This is a genomic window from Micromonospora parva, from assembly GCF_040649675.1.
GTDB lineage: Bacteria > Actinomycetota > Actinomycetes > Mycobacteriales > Micromonosporaceae > Micromonospora > Micromonospora parva.
Window position 1 is genome coordinate 444,887 of record NZ_JBEZFX010000005.1, and the last position, 17,603, is coordinate 462,489.

Annotated in this window: 14 protein-coding genes and 2 tRNA genes; 2 read left to right on the forward strand and 14 right to left on the reverse strand. The window is 70.3% G+C overall.

Annotated elements, in window-relative coordinates; genetic code table 11:
• Positions 1 to 46 precede the first annotated feature (46 nt).
• From AB0C03_RS15895 to AB0C03_RS15915, 5 genes are all read right to left on the reverse strand, one after another.
• The gene (locus tag AB0C03_RS15895) at positions 47 to 595 is read right to left on the reverse strand and encodes a YbaK/EbsC family protein (RefSeq protein ID WP_030331905.1); all 549 of its coding nucleotides are present in this window, start codon (positions 593 to 595) and stop codon (positions 47 to 49) included.
• A 95-nt stretch (positions 596 to 690) separates the two neighbouring features.
• The gene (locus AB0C03_RS15900; protein ID WP_030331904.1) at positions 691 to 885 is read right to left on the reverse strand and encodes a hypothetical protein; all 195 of its coding nucleotides are present in this window, start codon (positions 883 to 885) and stop codon (positions 691 to 693) included.
• Positions 886 to 950: 65 nt separating this feature from the next.
• Positions 951 to 1,622 (reverse strand): GAP family protein, encoded by a 672-nt coding sequence (locus AB0C03_RS15905; RefSeq protein ID WP_210865614.1) that lies wholly within the window; start codon positions 1,620 to 1,622, stop codon positions 951 to 953.
• 51 nt (positions 1,623 to 1,673) lie between these two features.
• A complete protein-coding gene (locus tag AB0C03_RS15910) occupies positions 1,674 to 3,062 on the reverse strand; it encodes an MFS transporter (RefSeq protein WP_030331900.1) in 1,389 nt (462 codons plus the stop codon).
• A 59-nt stretch (positions 3,063 to 3,121) separates the two neighbouring features.
• Positions 3,122 to 3,382: a hypothetical protein gene (locus AB0C03_RS15915; protein ID WP_210862586.1), complete on the reverse strand. Its 261-nt coding sequence runs from the start codon at positions 3,380 to 3,382 to the stop codon at positions 3,122 to 3,124.
• A 218-nt stretch (positions 3,383 to 3,600) separates the two neighbouring features.
• Here AB0C03_RS15915 and AB0C03_RS15920 point away from each other — a divergent pair, with 218 nt between their 5' ends.
• On the forward strand, positions 3,601 to 8,058 hold the full coding sequence (locus AB0C03_RS15920; RefSeq protein ID WP_210865624.1) for a cation-translocating P-type ATPase: 4,458 nt from the start codon (positions 3,601 to 3,603) through the stop codon (positions 8,056 to 8,058).
• Between the two features lie 61 nt (positions 8,059 to 8,119).
• Complete coding sequence (locus AB0C03_RS15925; RefSeq protein ID WP_210865612.1) at positions 8,120 to 8,920, forward strand: MBL fold metallo-hydrolase; 801 nt, start codon at positions 8,120 to 8,122, stop codon at positions 8,918 to 8,920.
• A gap of 78 nt (positions 8,921 to 8,998) precedes the next feature.
• Here the strand turns inward: AB0C03_RS15925 and AB0C03_RS15930 are convergent, their stop codons facing one another.
• The 9 genes from AB0C03_RS15930 to gyrB form a co-directional block, all read right to left on the reverse strand.
• Positions 8,999 to 9,325: a zinc finger domain-containing protein gene (locus AB0C03_RS15930; RefSeq protein ID WP_156057547.1), complete on the reverse strand. Its 327-nt coding sequence runs from the start codon at positions 9,323 to 9,325 to the stop codon at positions 8,999 to 9,001.
• Between the two features lie 134 nt (positions 9,326 to 9,459).
• Positions 9,460 to 9,645, reverse strand: coding sequence for a hypothetical protein (locus AB0C03_RS15935; RefSeq protein ID WP_210865611.1), 186 nt, complete (start codon positions 9,643 to 9,645; stop codon positions 9,460 to 9,462).
• A gap of 28 nt (positions 9,646 to 9,673) precedes the next feature.
• Entirely contained in the window at positions 9,674 to 10,108 is a 435-nt protein-coding gene (locus tag AB0C03_RS15940) for a hypothetical protein (RefSeq protein ID WP_357637352.1), read from the reverse strand.
• 58 nt (positions 10,109 to 10,166) lie between these two features.
• Positions 10,167 to 10,242: transfer RNA gene (locus AB0C03_RS15945), tRNA-Ala, on the reverse strand.
• Positions 10,243 to 10,283: 41 nt separating this feature from the next.
• Entirely contained in the window at positions 10,284 to 10,412 is a 129-nt protein-coding gene (locus AB0C03_RS15950; protein WP_209444550.1) for a DLW-39 family protein, read from the reverse strand.
• A gap of 42 nt (positions 10,413 to 10,454) precedes the next feature.
• A tRNA-Ile gene (locus AB0C03_RS15955) sits at positions 10,455 to 10,528 on the reverse strand.
• Between the two features lie 154 nt (positions 10,529 to 10,682).
• The gene (locus AB0C03_RS15960; RefSeq protein ID WP_030331889.1) at positions 10,683 to 11,600 is read right to left on the reverse strand and encodes a DUF3566 domain-containing protein; all 918 of its coding nucleotides are present in this window, start codon (positions 11,598 to 11,600) and stop codon (positions 10,683 to 10,685) included.
• Positions 11,601 to 11,604: 4 nt separating this feature from the next.
• Positions 11,605 to 15,387 carry an intein-containing DNA gyrase subunit A gene (gyrA, locus tag AB0C03_RS15965; RefSeq protein WP_156057541.1) on the reverse strand — a complete coding sequence of 1,261 codons (3,783 nt, stop codon included), beginning with the start codon at positions 15,385 to 15,387 and terminating at the stop codon, positions 11,605 to 11,607.
• 130 nt (positions 15,388 to 15,517) lie between these two features.
• The gene (gyrB, locus tag AB0C03_RS15970) at positions 15,518 to 17,464 is read right to left on the reverse strand and encodes a DNA topoisomerase (ATP-hydrolyzing) subunit B (RefSeq protein ID WP_030331885.1); all 1,947 of its coding nucleotides are present in this window, start codon (positions 17,462 to 17,464) and stop codon (positions 15,518 to 15,520) included.
• Between the last annotated feature and the right edge of the window lie 139 nt (positions 17,465 to 17,603).

Here is a 17,603-nt window from a genome sequence, read left to right on the forward strand (position 1 = left end):
ATGATCACGATGTTTCACGTGCAACGACATCGATGCCGATGCGTGGTCAGGCCGGCCTGGCCAGCCCTTCCACCACCTGCGCTCCGGGCAGCGCGCCCAACGCCGGCCCCGGCAGCGCGATCTTGCTGTGCCGTACGCCGGACCCGACGATCACGTGCGGTGTGGCGATGACCCGCGCGTCCACCAGGATCGGCCACTGGGCCGGCAGCCCGATCGGGGTGATGCCGCCGTACTCCATGCCGGTCAACTCGACAGCGTCGGCCATCGGGGCGAAGCTCGCCTTGCGGACGTCCAACGCCCGGCGGGCCACGCCGTTCACGTCGGCCCGGGTGGTGGCCAGGACGATGCAGGCCGCGTAACGGACCACACCCTCACGCTTGCCCGCCACCACGACACAGTTGGCCGACACGTCCAGCCCCACCTCGTACGCCGCGCAGAACGCCGCGGTGTCGGCGAGGTCGGCGTCGATCGGCGCGACCAGCACGTCGTTGACGTCCACCGGGGCGCTGGCCGGCCACTGGGCGATTGCCTCCGCGACCGGCGGGGCGAGCAGATCGAGGCGGGCGCGGGCCGGTTCCGTCTTCAGCGTTCCCATCACGGGTGCGATCCTCGCATCCGCGACGTTGAACCGTCCGGCGGCTCCCCGTCCGCCCGGCGACGCCACCGGGCCGGGCCGGACCGATCCGGCGCTCAACTGCCGGCGAGGAAAGCGTTGTCGCGCATGAAGGAGCGGTCGCGGGCGGCCGCCAACTCCTCTTCGCGCTGAGCCTTGGCCCGTTGCAACTCCAGATCCTCGAACGCGTGCCGGACACCCAGCCGGATCACGCCGTAGAGGAAGACGAAACCGAAGACGTAGAGGATCACCGTGGTGACGACAGCGAACATGGCGTCACGGTAAGACGAACGTGAACCGTTGTTGCGCTCATCTCCGCCCGGTTCCCCCGTACGTGTCAGCGGAGGGCGGCGGTTGAGCCGGACCGGATCAGGTCCAACCCGGTCAGCAGCGCGAAGAACGCGATCACGATCTCGCTGACGATCCAGGCGTGCCCCTCGGCCCATTCCCGCATCCGGGTCAACACCCGCGCCGCCCTGCTCCCGAGCAGCAGCAACGCCAGCAGCGGCAGCCCGAGCAGGAGCACTGTGAACAGCACGAACGGCACCAGGTGCCACCACGGCAGATCGTGACGGGCCACGCTCGCCCCGACGGTGGCCATGGTGAGGTCGTCCGTGGGGGTCGCCACGAAGAGCAGCGCACCCAGCCGCAGCGCCTGCGGCGGGTCGGCGCGCTCGATGCCGCCCAGCCAGCGCGGCGGTCCGGACCGGTTGCGGCGTAGCCAGATCAGCACGGCCAGGATCACCAACAGGGCCAGCACCACCAGGTCGATGGCGGGACCGCGATCGACCCTCCCGGCGACGGCGCTCGCGTCGGCCGCCACTCCACCCACCAGCCGGGTCACCAACCACGCCACAGTCACCCCGGCGGCCACCACCAGCCCCGCGCCGGTGAGGAAGCCCAGCGACGCGGCCCGGGGCCGATCCGACGAGGCGAGGAAGACCGCCACCACCAGCTGCGTCCCGGCGACCATGACCACGGCGAGCGGCAGGACGGTCAGGAGGTTCATCGCCCGCCATCCTTCCGGCACCGGCAGCCGGAACGCGGCCGAATCCGCGGATCACCCGCCTTGTCGCACACCCCCGCCCACCACCACCCGGCCGGCGAGCACCGCCCCGAGCAGGGCCAGCCCAGCGGCCACCACGAGCGTCGTCGTGTAGCTGGCCGGGCCGGGCGCACTCCCGGCCGCCAGCACAGCCCCGGTCAGAGCGAGCACGGTGGCCGCGAAGAGGGAGTCGCTCAGTTGCAGTGACGAGCTGTTGCGACCCTGCTCACCCGGCGCGGAGAACTCCAGCGTGAGCACCGACAACGACGGATAGAGCAACCCCATGCCCAGACCGGCGACCGCCCAACCGACAACGGCGACAGCCACCGGGAGCTCGGGCCGGACGGCCAGCGCCACAGTGGCGGTGCCGATCGTGATGCAGCCCAGCCCGACGCGCGGCAGGGTGGCCCGCGATGCCGGCACCGGAATGCGGCCCTGCAACCAGGAGCCCACCGACCACGCCAACGCGCCGACGGTGAGGACCAGTCCGGCCGCTGTCGGCGAGAGGCCCCGCTCCCGCGACAGCATCAGCGGGATGACCACCTCGGCACCGACGAAGGCCGCCGACGCCAGGCCCCGCAGCCCCACGACGGTGGGCAACCCTCGCGCCGCCCGGAGGAACCCGGCCGGCAGCAGTCGCGGGGCGCAGACCAGCAGGCCAACCACGGCGAGCGCGACCAGCACCAGGGCGGTGGCACCGCGCTGCTGTCCCCCGATGTGCAGCAGTGCGGCACTCACCGCGGCCCCACACGCCCAACCGATCCGCCCGAGCGCGCCCGCCGGTGGGCTCGCGGCCACACTCCGGCCCAACGACCGCAGGCCCGGATGGATCAGCAGCACCGCCGGCACCGCCACCGCCGGCACCGCCAGGAAGACCCACCGCCAGCCCAGGTACTGCACGATCAGGCCGGCGACAGCCGGCCCCACCAGCGACGGTACGACCCACGCCGCAGCGAACGCCGCGAAGATCCGCCGGTGCAGCTCCTGCGGGTACGCGTGCCCGACGATCACGTAGAGCGCCACCGAGAGCAGCCCGGAGCCGAAACCCTGCACGACCCGCCCGACGACGAGCGCGCTCATCACCGGGGCGGTGCCGGCGATCAGCAACCCCACCACGAACCAGGCGACGCCGTGCCACATCGGCCCGCGAGGCCCCCGGGCGTCGCACCAGATTCCGGAGACCACCATGGCCAGCACACCGGTGGCGAACGGGCCACCGAAGGCGATCCCGTAGAGCGCCAGCCCGTCCAGGCTGCGGGCGACCGTCGGCATCGCCGTACCGACCGCCAACGCCTCGAACGCGAGCAGTGAGATCAACGCGACGCTGCCCACCGTCATCGCGCGGAACCGGGGTGCGAAGAGCCCTGGTGCGGCGGGTGCGGCGGTGACGGCTGTGCTCGACATCGGCCGAGCATGCGACCTCAACCCTGATTCATGTCAACCGTCCGGTGACCCGGCTCTCGTCACGCGTCCTGCAGAACCTCCCCGAGACCGCGCGCCAGACCGGAAAAATGCTGGTCTGCCAACACGTGGCCGGCGGTGATCACCACAGCGATCGGCCACTCGATGACCTGCAGCGCGGCGAGCACGCCGAGCCCGGCGTAGTAGACGACCTTGTCCGGTGGCGGCACCGCCACGTCACCCAGCATCGGCAGTTGGACCCGACGGCTGTACATCCGCATGTTCTCCCGCGAACCGTTGAGATGTCGCGTCAGCGTGCTCATGCCGGCCTCCCCATGTCCGGTGATGCTCGTCGGATTCCACGGCCCAACCCGTCCATGCGCCAGCGACGACGGAAAATTCCGCCGCTCAGGGGGCATAACGGATGGCAGGTCGGGAAGCCAGGCCGCCGGACGTGAGCGCGGTGGGAGGACGACATGGCCAAGGTCAGGACCAGCGGCAACAGGGAGCCGGGCTGGCGTCCGTCCAGCCGTACGCCTCGATGACGGCGGCGGGTCGCGCTGCCGGCCGCATCCTGCCGTCCTTCGGCGTGCCGCACCTGATCGGCGAGGCGTCCCGGACCGTCGGGTCGGCCGCGACCCGGCTGGCCCGGTCGGTCGGGCTCAGCCGGCGTCGGGTCTGGTCACGCCCCGGTCGGCACCACATCGAGGTACACGGCGTGTGCCAGGAGGGCGGCGACCAGCTCGCCCGGCAGGTCGAGGGTGCGCTGGAGCGGATGCCCGGGGTGGCCTGGGCCAGGGTGAACGCTCCATCCGGGCGGGTGGTGGTGGCCGTGCAGGCCCCCGAACCGGATCTCGACGACCTCATCGCCACCATCAGCCGGGTCGAACGGACCTGCGATCACGAGCCCGATCCGGAGATCCCACCCCCGCACCCGCCCGAGGAGGGCCCCCACAACCCGCGCACCCTCGGCGCGCTCGCCTCGGACGCGCTGGGTCTGACCCTCTGGGCGGCCACCCGGATCCTGCCGTTCGCGCCGCTGCCCGGTGAGGTGGCCGGCGTGCTGGCGGCGGTCGACCTGCAACCGAAGCTGCACGCGTTCCTCGGCAGGACACTGCGCTCCGACCCGCGCGCGGAGGTCCTCTTCCCGCTGGCCGAGGCCGTGGTGCAGGGTCTCACCGGCCGCTGGACCGGCATCGTCCTCGACGGCGCCCAACGGCTCGTGGAGTGGGGTGAGGACCGGGCCCAGTTCTCCGCCTGGGAAAACGCGGAACCCCGACTGACCGGGGACCCCGAGCGTGCCGTCGCCCGGTGGCCGATAGCCGACCGTCCCCGACCCAAGCCGCACGGCCCGGTCGAGCGGTACATCAACCGGATGCTCGCCGCCGGCGCGGCGGCCGGCGCGGCGGCGGTGCCCTTCGCCGGGCGCAAGCGGGCCGCCGCGCTGGGCCTGTCGGCGCTGCCGAAGGCGCCCGGCAGTGGACGTGAGGGGTACGCCGCCCAGCTCGGCCGGATGCTGGCGCGGCGCGGGGTGATCGCGATGGACCGCAGTGTGCTGCGGGAGTTGGACCGGATCGACACGCTCGTGCTCGACGCCGCGGTGCTCGGCTCGGACCGGGGCGTACTCGCCGACCTGGCGCCGGCGTCCGACGCGGACGTCGACGAGGTGGCCGAGCGGGCCTTCGCGTTGTTCGACCCGGACGATCCGGCCGCTTCCCGTGCGGCGGACGGCTGGCGGCTCGGACCGTTGGACCAGATGCCCGCGAACCACCTGGACGCCATCGCGGACGCGGGCCGGCTGCGCTCGGCCGGCGGCCAACTGCTCGGCCTCGCCCACGGCGACCGGCTCGCCGCCCTCCTGCGGGTCGAGCCGGAACCCGCACCCGGTGTCGACGGGCTGCCGGCCGCCGCGCGGCGGGCCGGCCTGCGGCTGATCGTTGCCGGTGGCGACGAGCAGCGGTACGGCTTCGCCGACGCGATGCTGCCCGGCGGGGACCAGTTGGTCGAGTCGGTCCGCAGACTACAGCGCGACGGCGCGATGGTGATGCTCGTCTCCGCCGACCGCAAGGCGCTCGGCGCGTCCGACTGCGGTCTCGGGTTCGCCGCGCCGGAGGAGCTGCCCCCGTGGGGCGCACACCTGCTGGTCGGTGCCGACCTGCGGGTGGTGGCCCTGGTGATCGAGGCGACCGGGGTGGCTCGGCGTACCGCCCAGCAGAACATTCGGCTGGCCATGGCCGGCACCGGTCTCGGGGCGCTGGGCGCGTTCACGGCCCCGCCGACCGAACTGCCCGGCCGGTCGCTCGTCGCGGTGAACGGCGCGGCCGGGTTGGCCTTCGCGAACGGGGTCTGGCAGGCCCGCCGGTTGCACGACCAGTCGGACACCCCGGCACCGGTGACGACCGCCTGGCACCTGATGCCCGTCGGTACGGTGCTCGACCACCTGCGCTCCACGCCGGACGGCCTGACCAGCGCGGAAGCGCAGCGCCGACGCCACAGCTCGGGCGCCGACGGCGGTGCCGAACCCGGAAGTGGTGGGCTGCTGCGCGCCTTCCTGGACGAGCTGTCCAACCCACTCACCCCGGTGCTGGCCGCCGGGGCGGTGCTCTCCGCGTCGTTCGGTTCACTTGTCGACGCCGCGCTGGTGAGCAGCGTGGTCGGTGGGTCCGCCCTGATCGGGGCGGTGCACGAACGCAACACCGAGAGGTCACTGGCGGAGCTGCTGTCGCGGTCGGCGGTGACCGCACGGGTCCGCCGGGACGGCGCCGATCAGGTGCTCGCCGCCGAGGACCTGGTCCTCGGGGACGTCATCGCCCTCGAACCGGGAGACTCGGTGCCCGCCGACTGCCGGGTGCTCGAGTCGGTGGGCCTGGAGGCCGACGAGTCGTCGCTGACCGGTGAGTCGCTGCCGGTCGCCAAGTCCAACCGGCCGGTGGTCGCCGCCGCCGTCGCCGACCGGCACTCGATGCTCTACGAGGGCACCACGGTCGCCGCCGGGCACGGCACCGCAGTGGTGGTGGCGACCGGCAACGACACCGAGGCCGGGCGCAGCCTCGCGTTGGTGCGGCAGGCACCCCCGACCAGTGGGGTGGAGGCTCGGCTCGGCTCGTTGACCAGCACCGCCATCCCGCTGGCGGCCGGTTCCGCGATAGCGGTGGCCGGCGCGGGCCTGCTTCGGGGCGTACCCCTGGCCGAAACGGCGGCGACCGCCGCGAACCTCGCCGTGGCGTCGGTGCCGGAGGGGTTGCCGTTCCTGGTCAGCGCGGCGCAGCTGGCCGCGGCCCGGCGGCTGGCCGAGCACGGCGCGTTGGTCCGCAACCCGCGCACCATCGAGGCGTTGGGCCGGGTGGACGTGCTCTGCTTCGACAAGACCGGCACCCTCACCGAGGGCCAGTTGCTGCTCGCCGGAGTCGGCGACGGCGTCGGTGACCGGTACGCGCCGGTGGACCGGTTGGACGACCGGCTCCGGATGACGTTGGCCGCGGCGCTGCGGGCCACCCCCGCCGCGAAGAATCCGGAGGAGTTGGCGTTGCAGACCGACCGGGCGGTCCGGCGGGGCGCCGGGGAGGCCGGCGTGGTGGAGCAGACCGGTGCCGCCGGCTGGCACGCTGCCGGGGGCCTGCCGTTCGAGCCGTCCCGCGGCTACCACGCGAGCATCGGACGGACCGACGGTCACCTGCTGTTGAGCGTCAAGGGTGCTCCGGAGACGGTGCTGCCCCGCTGCTCGTCCCGACGCACCGACGGCCGTCAGGAGCCGCTGGACGACGCCGGCCGCGCCGAGTTGGAACGGATGCTCGCCGACCGGGCCGGTGCCGGAAACCGGATCCTGGCCGTCGCCGAGTGCCCGGTGAACGACTCGACGGTCACCGACTCCGACGTTCGAGGGCTCACCTTCGTGGGTTTCCTGGCCCTCGCCGACGGTGTGCGGGAGAGCGCCGCCCCGGCGGTACGCCGGATCCGGCAGGCCGGCGTGCACACCATCATGATCACCGGCGATCATCCGGCCACCGCCGAGGCGATCGCCGCCACCATCAGCGACCACGACGAACAGCGGGTGGTCACCGCCGGTGAACTCGACCAACTGGACGACGACGCGCTCGCGGAACGGTTGACCAACACCGACGTGGTGGCCCGCTGCACCCCTGCCCACAAGGTGCGGATCATCCAAGCGTTGCAGAAGTGCGGGCGGACAGTGGCGATGACCGGTGACGGCGCCAACGACGCCCCGGCGATCCGGCTGGCCGACGTCGGCATCGCCCTCGGCCAACGGGGCACCCCGGCCGCCCGCGCCGCAGCCGACCTGGTGGTCACCGACGACCGGTTGGAAACCATCATCGCGACCCTGATCGAAGGGCGGGCGATGTGGTCGTCGGTGCGGCACGCGCTGAGCATCCTGGTCGGCGGCAACCTCGGCGAGATCGCCTTCAGTGTGCTCAGCGCCGCGGCGACCGGCCGTTCCGCGCTCACCGGGCGACAACTGCTGCTGGTCAACCTGCTCACCGACCTGGCGCCGGCGCTGGCCATCGCGGTCCGGCCACCCGCGTCGGACCGCGCCGACGCGCTGCTGCGGGAGGGCCCGGACAGGGCGCTCGGCGAGAGCCTCACCAGGGAGATCGGGCTGCGGGCGACGGCCACCACGCTGGGCGCGACAGCGGGTTGGACGTTGGCCCGCTACACCGGACGCCGCCAACGGGCGGGCACCGTCGCCCTGGTCTCCCTGGTCGGCACCCAACTCGGGCAGACCATCCTGGCCGGCGGCACCAGCCCGGCCGTGCTGGCCTCCACCGTGGCATCACTGGGCGTGCTGGTCGTGGTGGTGCAGACGCCGGGGGTGAGCCAGTTCTTCGGCTGCACCCCGCTCGGGCCGGTCGGCTGGACCATCGGAGCCGGGTCGGCGCTCGGTGCCACCTTCGCCAACGGCGCACTCACGAAGCTGATGGAGCACGTGCCCCAGGCCCGACCCGACACCGTCTCGACTGACAACAGCGACTCGACGCACTGAGCGTCGGCACGCCGCATGCCGCCGGCTCACCGGGGTACCGGAGCCGGAGGAGGTGGACACCGTGGCAGCGCAACCGCAGGTGACGTTCATCGGTACCGCCACGACGGTGCTACGGATCGGCGGATTCACCCTGCTGACCGACCCGAACTTTCTGCACCGGGGCCAGCGGGCGTACCTGGGCAAGGGGTTGTGGTCGCGCCGGCGCACGGACCCGGCACTGCGGATCGCCCAGCTTCCCGAACTGGACGCGGTGGTCCTCTCCCATCTGCACGGCGACCACTTCGACCGGGTGGCCCGTCGGGAACTGGACCGGGAGCTGCCGATCGTCACCACCCCCGCTGCGGAACGCAAGCTGCGCCGCTGGGGCTTCCAGGCCGCACAGGGCCTGCCGACGTGGTCGTCCCGGGAACTGCACCGCGACGGTACGACAGTGCGCCTCACCTCAATGCCCGGACAACACGGCCCGGGCGTGCTCGACCTGCTGATGCCCGACGTGATGGGCACGATGATCGACGTGGAGCGCTCCGGGCGGCGGGAATTCCGGCTCTACGTCACCGGCGACACCCTCAACCGGCCGCTGCTCACCGCGATCCCCGAACGCTACCCGGACATCGACGCGATGCTGATCCACCTCGGCGGCACGAAGGTCGCCGGGATCCTGCTCACCATGGACGCCCGCCAGGGTGCGGACCTGGTGGAGCTGGTCCGTCCGCGGCTGACCGTGCCAATCCATTACGACGACTATCCGGTCTTCCGCTCCCCGCTGGCGCATTTCGTCGAGGAGGCCCGCCGTCGTGGCTGGGCAGGGCAGGTGCGCACCGTCACGCGCGGCGAAACCATCTCACTCACCCAGCCCGCCTGACCGCGCCGCCGATCCCGGCCGTGCGAATCACCCAACGAGTCACGTCACGGAGACAGCTCCGCGTCGTCGGAAGAGTGGTCACCGGATCGGCGCAGGCAGTGGGATTTCACCGCTGATCGCCTTCTCGGCCAGCTCGACGCGCGCCGGATGGAGTGCGTCCTCGCTCAACGGGTGGGCCGGCACGTTGATGCAGCGCTGGCCTGACCTGGCGCTGCAGACGGGGCACTGCAGGAAGAAGCCACTGGACGGCACCAGTTCGACCCCCTGGGCGAGAGCGGATCTGCCGATCTTGACGATCGCCTGGTACAGGTCGTCGTCCTGGTGCCGGGTAGCGGCGGCGGCGACCTCCCGCATCCCTTCCCAGAACTGTTCGACAGCATTCGGCTCGTCGATGTCTATCCGCATGAGCGCGGATCCCCTGCGAGCAGGGGGCTAAACCCACGGCGTGGCGCGTCGCCCGGGTCCATCCATTCCGGATTGGATCGACCGACTTGCCTTGACCTCAACCAGACGAACCGGGTAGCGCCGGGGTGTTCCGACTATCCGATGCCCCTGGCAACCAGCGCCACCACGGTCGGATTGTGCGTGCTGAGGCCGATCCGATGCGCCCAACGTCCGAGGCCGACCAGTCCGATCTCGCGGGCCTCTTGTTCGGTGACGGCCGCGACGACCGCGCTCAGGGTGGTCGCATGATCGCCTATTCTCGATATGGCGATCGGGTTCACACGTGAGTCATCCGTGGCGCCGTCGTCCTCACACCAAGCGGGCGACACGCCGGCATACTCCACTGTCATGACCCACGTCGGGGTGGCAGGTGATTCCATGGATGCCCGTTACAGCTTCGGCCCAGCAGCGATCTGTGTCGCGGATGCGTGTCGGGTCAGAATGTGGGTTGGCCTGGTCCCGGAGGGCTCCGTCGGCGACCTCTTCGCGCAGTGACCAGTGCTCGATCGGCTGGGCGACCTCACTGGAGAACTGGAGGTCTTCGAAGCCGTAGGTCGCCACATCGCACCTGCACGACGTGCGGCACGCGTTCGCCACGTTCCTGCTCGACCAGGCCGAGGAGCTGCGGACGGTGATGGAGGTGCTTGGGCACTCCACGATCCGGATGAAGGCCGACACCTTGGCCACGTTCTGCCGGCGCGGGCTCGTCAGGCTGCCTCGGCCATTGACCGGATTCTCGGCCACGAGGGGACGGCATAACCGGCTTGGCTGCACTCCGACCGAGATCAACCGGGGAAGGTGCTGGTGGAGCCCAGGGGACTCGAACCCCTAACCCCTGCCTTGCAAAGGCAGTGCTCTGCCAGTTGAGCTAGGGCCCCGTGGTGGCCACCGCGACGATCACTCGTCGCCGGGCCGGACGTCAGCGCAGGTCGGGCGCGGTGGTCGCCTCGTGCCACAGGGCACGCTCATCGTTCGATGCCTTGATCTTGTTGAACACGACGGCGGCCACACCGACGACGCCAGCCAGAATCAGCAGCTTCTTGAACATGGGGCGACCCCTCGCGCTCGACTACCGTCGGACGACTTGCGGTGGGGCTAGATGGAATCGAACCATCGACCTCAGAGTTATCAGCTCTGCGCTCTAACCGACTGAGCTATAGCCCCGCGTTGCGACGAGCAAGATTAACCCATCCGCTCTGCCGGCCCCAAATCGGGGTCCGAGCCTGCGAGCCGGGGCCCGTCGTCGCCTGCAAAAACCTACCTGAGTACGGGACGCCGGAGCGACCGCATTCCGCGATGCTCCGGCGTCCCGGTTGGCTCAGTCCCGCTCGGCGAGGGTCAGCTCGATCCCACCGACCAGGTCGGCGCAGACGTTGTAGACGAACGCGCCGAGCGTGGCCAGCGCGGTGAACAGCACCACGTTGACCAGGCCGATCAGCGCCGAGCTGAGAATCACGCCCTTGGCGGTGATCTGGAAGCCGCTGGTGCTCTGCCCACCACCGGCGTTGACCAGGTCGCTCAGGCTCTCGTTGACGCTCTGGAACACACCCATCGCGTCCAGCGCCAGGTAGAGCACCGAGGTGGCGACCACCACGACGATGAAGAGCACCACCGACACCGCGAATGCGAACTTCATCACGGACCACGGGTCGATCCGCTTCAGGTTCAGCCGGGCCCGGCGCGGCCCGCGGGAGGCGGCCGAGCTGACCGACGTACGCGCCGCGCGCACCGCGTCACCGACGCGGGCGGCCCCCACGGCGGACGGGTTGCCGATCCCCGGCGGCAGGCCACCGCCGCTGGCCGGACGGCCGGCAGTGGCAGTGCCACGCGCCGCCTCCGGCTGCGGCTGGGTCATGCCGGGGGTGATCCGCGGCTGGGTGCCGGTGGACCCGGCCGACGTCGCCTGGCCGGGCCGGACACCGATCGGCTGGGTGGTCGTCGGACGGGTCGAGGGTGTCGCCGCCGGACCCGGAGGGTTGGCGGCGGCCGACGTCGGCGCCTCGGCGCTGGGCGTCGCCTCGGTCTTGTCACCCGCCCCGTCGTCCTCGCCCGGCTGCTCCGGCGGGGGCGTCATACCTGGAGCCCTGGTGAACTTCGGGGCAGGCGCATCGGCGGGGACCGTCGCCCGGCCTACGGCCGCGCGGCCGGTCGCTGGTGTGCCGCCCTTGGCGGCCTCCTCGTCGACCGGGTTGGCCGAGGTCCCCGTGTTCCCCGACTTCGCCTGTGTCTCCGTCATTCAACTAGTCCTGTTCGTCAGGCTCGTCGGCATTGCGAGCAATCGCCACGATAGTCACGCCGTCCGGGAGGTCCATCAGCTTGACCCCCATTGTGTTCCGGTCACGCGTACGGCGTACAGGCTTCACCGGAGTCCGAATGACACCACCATTGCTGGTGATCGCGAACAGCTCGTCGTCCGGATCGATCACCACCGCGCCAACCAGACCACCGCGCCGTTCGGTGATCTTCGCAGTCAACACGCCCTTACCTCCCCGGCCCTGCACCGGGTATTCCTCGATCGGGGTGCGCTTGGCATATCCCCCGTTCGTGGCCACCAGAACGTCCAAACCTTCCCGCACGACCTCCATGGCCAGCAGGACGTCGTCGTCCGTGAAGCGCATGCCGATCACGCCCGAGGTGGCCCGGCCCATCGGCCGCAGCGCCTCGTCGGAGGCGTTGAACCGGATCGCCTGTGCCTTCTTCGAGACCAGCAGCAGGTCGTTCTCCGGGGCAACCAGCGCAGCACCGACCAGCTCGTCCTCATCGCGAAGGTTGATCGCGATGATGCCGCCGGAACGGTTGGAGTCGAACTCCTCGAGCCGCGTCTTCTTCACCAGGCCGTTCTTCGTGGCCAGTACCAGATAGGGGGCTACCTGGTAGTTCGGGATCTCAATGATCTGCGCGATCTGCTCGTCGGGCAGGAAGGCGAGCAGATTGGCCACGTGTTGGCCCTTGGCTACCCTACTGGCCTCCGGCAACTCGTACGCCTTGGCCCGGTAGACCCGGCCCTTGTTCGTGAAGAACAAGATCCAGTCGTGGGTCGAGCAGACGAAGAAGTGGCTGACGATGTCGTCCTGCCGCAGCGTGGCGCCGCTGACGCCCTTACCGCCGCGTCGCTGCGAGCGGTACAGATCGACCTTGGTCCGCTTGGCGTACCCGGTGCGGGTGATCGTGACGACCACGTCCTCGCGGGCGATGAGGTCCTCCATCGAGACCTCGCCGTCGAACGGGATGATCTGCGTCCGGCGGTCGTCGCCCCACTTGGCGACGATCTCGCCCAGCTCCTCCGAGACGATCTTCCGCTGCCGCTCCGGCTTGGCGAGGATGTCCTTGAGGTCGGCGATCTCCAGCTCGAGCTTGGCCAGGTCGTCCACGATCCGCTGCCGCTCCAACGCGGCGAGCCGGCGCAGCTGCATGTCCAGGATCGCGGTCGCCTGGATCTCGTCGATCTCCAGCAGCCGGATCAGGCCCTGCCGCGCGTCGTCCACGGTCGGCGAGCGCCGGATCAGGGCGATCACCTCGTCCAGCGCGTCCAGCGCCTTGCCCAGACCGCGCAGGATGTGCGCCCGCTCCTCGGCCTTACGCAGCCGGAACGCGGTCCGCCGGCGGATCACGTCGATCTGGTGCTCGACGTAGTAGCGGATGAACTGCGCCAGGTTGAGCGTGCGCGGCACCCCGTCGACCAGGGCCAGCATGTTCGCGCCGAAGGTCTCCTGGAGCTGGGTGTGCTTGTAGAGGTTGTTCAGCACGACCTTCGCGACGGCGTCGCGCTTGAGCACCAGCACGATCCGCATGCCGGTACGACCGGAGGACTCGTCGCGGATGTCGGCGATCCCGGCGAGCTTGCCCTCCTTGATCAGCTCGGCGATCCGCTCGGCGAGGTTGTCCGGGTTGACCTGGTAGGGCAGCTCGCTGACGACCAGGCAGGGGCGACCCCGCTTGTCCTCCTCGACCTCCACCACGGCGCGCATCCGGATCGAGCCGCGACCGGTGCGGTACGCGTCCTGGATCGCTGTGGTGCCGACGATCAGGCCGTAGGTCGGGAAGTCCGGGCCCTTGACGATGCCGAGCAGGGCTTCGAGGGTGGTCTCCTCGTCCTCGTCCGGGTGCTCCAGGCACCACTGCACCGCCGCGCCGATCTCCCGCAGGTTGTGCGGCGGGATCTTGGTGGCCATGCCGACCGCGATGCCCTCGGAGCCGTTCACCAGGAGGTTGGGGATCCGCGACGGCAGGATGGTGGGCTCCTTGGCCCGGCCGTCGTAGTTGTCCTGCAGGTCGACGGTGTCCTCGTCGATGTCCCGCAGCATCTCCATCGCGAGCGGGTCGAGCTTGCACTCGGTGTTGTGGCTGACGAACCCGTCCGAGACGAACGAGTGGTCGTCGGTGTCGACTCGGACGCTGTAGACCGGCTGCACACCGGCGTCAGTGATCTGCGCCACCTCGGCGTAGTAGAACCGGCCGTCGACCAACGGCTCGACCACGTCGAGCACCTCGGAGTTGGTGATCCGGGCCGCGATCTCGTCCCGGTCCCGCTCCCACCGTTCGACGCGGTCCACGTTGTGCCGGCGCAGCCAGTCCTGCTCCGTCCAGCGCGTCGCGCCGTGCTCACGGATGAAGTCGCCGACCAGCGGCACGTGGTCGCTGGAGAGCGCCGTGCTGCTCGCCGGCACCTGGGCCAGCTCGGCCTCCAGCTTGGCCTGCTTACGGCCGAGGAAGCCGACGTGCGCGGCGAAGATCCGCGCGTCGCGCCGGTTGGTCACCACGACCTTGATCTCGCCACTGTCGTAGCGGGTCTGCCGGCTGACCACGCCGAACTCCAGCAGCAACTGCTGGACCTCGGCCGCCAATCGCTGGCTGCGAGTCGAGTACGAGATCTGCATGGTGTTGCGCGGCAGCAGCGACGACGAGCCGTCGCCCTCGAACAGCGCCTGGAGGAACGCCCGCTTGACCGCTGCCGGCCCCTGCCAGACGAACTCGGGAACGAACTTCGCGGCGCTGCGCGCGCCCATCATGTCGCCCAGAAGGCTCTCGCGCAGCGCGGTGAGGTCCTGCACATCGAGTTCGTGCAGGGTGCTGCCGGAGGCGATGACCCGCTCACTCACGTAGCGGGGGCCGCCGACGGCCAGGTCGTAGGCCGCGAGAACACGGACGAAGAACTCCCGGTCCACGTTGTTGAACCCGGCGCGGCTCGGGGAGACCCAGCCCTCACTGACGAAGGCGCCGGCGAGGACGGCGGCCTCGACGTGCTCCAGCATCGGGTAGCCGATCTCGTCCGGCACGCTGCGCTGGAGGACAACGCGGTCGCCGGGGGAGATCTCGGCGAGCAGCTTCCACAGCAGGGTCGGCACGCCGGCCACGTCCACCAGGCAGAGCACCGGGTGGTTGTGGGTGCCGGTCAGCTCGTACCCCTCGCGGGTGCGGAGCCGCAGCGTCGGGTGCTCGCCGGAATGGAAGAACTTGCTGGCGCGAACCAGGTCGCCGTTGCGGTCGCGGACCTTGAGGTCGATGTCGGTCTCGCTGGACGGCGCCGCATCGGCCACCACGTCCGCGATCCGCACGCTACCGTCAGCGGTGCGAATCCGGACATCCCCGGTGAGGCAGTAGCGCATCGCGGCGGCGGGATCGTTACCGGGTGAGCCGAAGTTGCCGTTGCCGTCGACCAGCGGGTAGCGCAGCGACCAGGGCTGCGCCATCCGGACCAGCGCGTCGTAGATCGCGGAGTCGCCGTGCGGGTGGAACTGACCCATCACGTCACCGACGACGCGGGAGCACTTCACGTAGCCGCGGTCCGGACGGTAGCCGGAGTCGAACATCGCGTAGAGGATCTTGCGGTGGACCGGCTTGAGGCCGTCCCGGACGTCCGGCAGCGCGCGACCGACGATGACGCTCATCGCGTAGTCGAGGTAGGAGCGCTGCATCTCCACCTCGAGCCCGACCGGTTCGATCCGGTCGTGCGCGACCACCGCGGCGATGGCCTCGGCGGGAACCTCGGGCTCGTTCGGTGTGGACTCGGGAGAATCGGTCACTGTATACCCTTATCAGACTCAGAGTCGTTTTCGTGCTGTGGATAACCGCTGTGGATACCGGCCAAGCTGTGGATAACTCTGTGGACCGCCGGATCGGCCGGGCAGGGCCCGGCCGATCCGGCGCAGTCCGTCAGATATCCAGGAACCGCACGTCCTTGGCGTTGCGCTGAATGAACGACCGGCGCGCCTCGACGTCCTCACCCATCAGCACACTGAACAACTCGTCGGCGGTCGCCGCGTCGTCGAGAGTGACCTGACGCAGGGTACGCGTCGCCGGGTTCATGGTGGTTTCCCACAGCTCGGGATAGTTCATCTCGCCGAGGCCCTTGAAGCGCTGGATGTCGTCCGGCTTGGCGTTCGGCTTCTTCTGCTGGCGCAGCAGGATCAGGCCGTCCCGCTCGCGGTCGGAGTAGGCGTACTGGGCGTCGTCGCCCTTCTTGTTCCACTTGATCTTGTAGAGCGGCGGGGCGGCCAGGTAGACGTGCCCCATCTCGACCAGCGGACGCATGAAGCGGAACAGCAGGGTGAGCAGCAGCGTCTGGATGTGCTGGCCGTCGACGTCCGCGTCGGCCATCAGCACCACCTTGTGGTACCGCAGCTTCTCCATGTCGAAGTCGTCGTGGATGCCGGTGCCCAGCGCGGTGATCAGCGCCTGGACCTCGTTGTTCTTCAGCACCCGGTCGATCCGGGCCTTCTCGACGTTGAGGATCTTGCCGCGGATCGGCAGGATCGCCTGGGTCCGTGGGTCGCGACCCTGCTTGGCCGAGCCGCCGGCCGAGTCACCCTCGACGATGAACACCTCGGACTCGCGGGGGTCGGTCGACTGGCAGTCCGCCAGCTTGCCCGGCATCGAGCCGGACTCCAGCAGCGACTTGCGCCGGGCCAACTTGCGTGCCTGCTGCGCGGCGATCCGGGCCCGGGCCGCCTGGGAGGCCTTCGTGATGATCATCTTGGCCTCGGCCGGGTTGCGGTCGAACCAGTCGACCAGCCGGTCGTTGCAGACCCGCTGCACGAAGCTCTTCACCGGGGTGTTGCCCAGCTTGGTCTTGGTCTGGCCCTCGAACTGCGGGTTGGCCAGCTTGACCGAGATGATCGCCGCGAGCCCTTCGCGGATGTCCTCGCCGGAGAGCTTCTCGTCGCCCTTGAGCAGCTTCTTGTCGGTGCCGTACCGGTTGACCACGCTGGTCAGCGCGGACCGGAAGCCCTCCTCGTGCGTGCCGCCCTCGTGGGTGTTGATGGTGTTGGCGAAGGTGTAGACCGACTCGCCGTACGACTCGTTCCACTGCATGGCGATCTCAAGTGACATGCCCTCCTCTTCGGCCTCGAACTCGACCACGGTCTTGTGGATCGGGCTCTTCGAGGCGTTGAGGTGCCGGACGAAGTCCGCGATGCCGCCCTCGTAGAAGAAGGTGACCTCGCGCTGGCGGCCGTCCTCCTCCTCGGCCACCCGCTCGTCGAGCAGGTGGATGCGGAGGGCCCGGTTGAGGAAGGCCATCTCCTGCAGCCGCCGGTAGATGGTCTGGAAGTCGAAGTCGACTGTCTCGAAGACGTCGGGGTCGGGCCAGAAGGAGACCGCCGAGCCGGTGCGGTCGGTGGCCTCGCCCTTGTCCAGTGGGCTGGGCTTGGAGTTGGTGTACTGCTGCCGCCAGACGAAACCGGACTTGTGGATCTCCACGGCCATTCGGGTGGAGAGAGCGTTCACCACGGAGACACCGACGCCGTGCAGACCACCGGAGACCGCGTACGCCTTGCCGTCGAACTTGCCGCCGGCGTGCAGCACGGTCAGCGCGACCTCGACACCCGGCTTCTTGAGCTTCGGGTGAAGGTCGACCGGGAAACCACGGCCGTTGTCGGTGACCCGGACGCCGCCGTCGGCGAGCAGCACCACGTCGATGGTGTCGCAGTATCCGGCCAGCGCCTCGTCGACAGCGTTGTCGACAACCTCCCAGACGAGGTGGTGCAGACCGCGTTCGCCGGTGGACCCGATGTACATACCGGGCCGCTTGCGAACGGCCTCCAGCCCCTCGAGAACGGTGATCGACTCTGCGCCGTACTCCTGCTTGTCCTGCGCTGCCACCCTCGGCCACTTTCTCGCGTCAGCCGCGCCGGTAGGGGCGCGTCGGGCGCGGGTTCGGCGGACAGGACGCGACGTCGGCGCGCGGACCGGCGCCGGAGACCTCCGGACAGCGGGTCGAACGCGCCGGTCGCCGCGGTTG

Coding starts and splice junctions, on each gene's coding strand:
- AB0C03_RS15895 (WP_030331905.1), bottom strand. CDS start 595: ATGGGAACGCTGAAGACGGAACCGGCCCGCGCCCGCCTCGATCTGCTC.
- AB0C03_RS15960 (WP_030331889.1), bottom strand. CDS start 11,600: ATGACGGAGACACAGGCGAAGTCGGGGAACACGGGGACCTCGGCCAAC.
- AB0C03_RS15915 (WP_210862586.1), bottom strand. CDS start 3,382: ATGAGCACGCTGACGCGACATCTCAACGGTTCGCGGGAGAACATGCGG.
- AB0C03_RS15900 (WP_030331904.1), bottom strand. CDS start 885: ATGTTCGCTGTCGTCACCACGGTGATCCTCTACGTCTTCGGTTTCGTC.
- AB0C03_RS15930 (WP_156057547.1), bottom strand. CDS start 9,325: ATGCGGATAGACATCGACGAGCCGAATGCTGTCGAACAGTTCTGGGAA.
- AB0C03_RS15920 (WP_210865624.1), top strand. CDS start 3,601: ATGACGGCGGCGGGTCGCGCTGCCGGCCGCATCCTGCCGTCCTTCGGC.
- AB0C03_RS15905 (WP_210865614.1), bottom strand. CDS start 1,622: ATGAACCTCCTGACCGTCCTGCCGCTCGCCGTGGTCATGGTCGCCGGG.
- AB0C03_RS15950 (WP_209444550.1), bottom strand. CDS start 10,412: ATGTTCAAGAAGCTGCTGATTCTGGCTGGCGTCGTCGGTGTGGCCGCC.
- AB0C03_RS15910 (WP_030331900.1), bottom strand. CDS start 3,062: ATGTCGAGCACAGCCGTCACCGCCGCACCCGCCGCACCAGGGCTCTTC.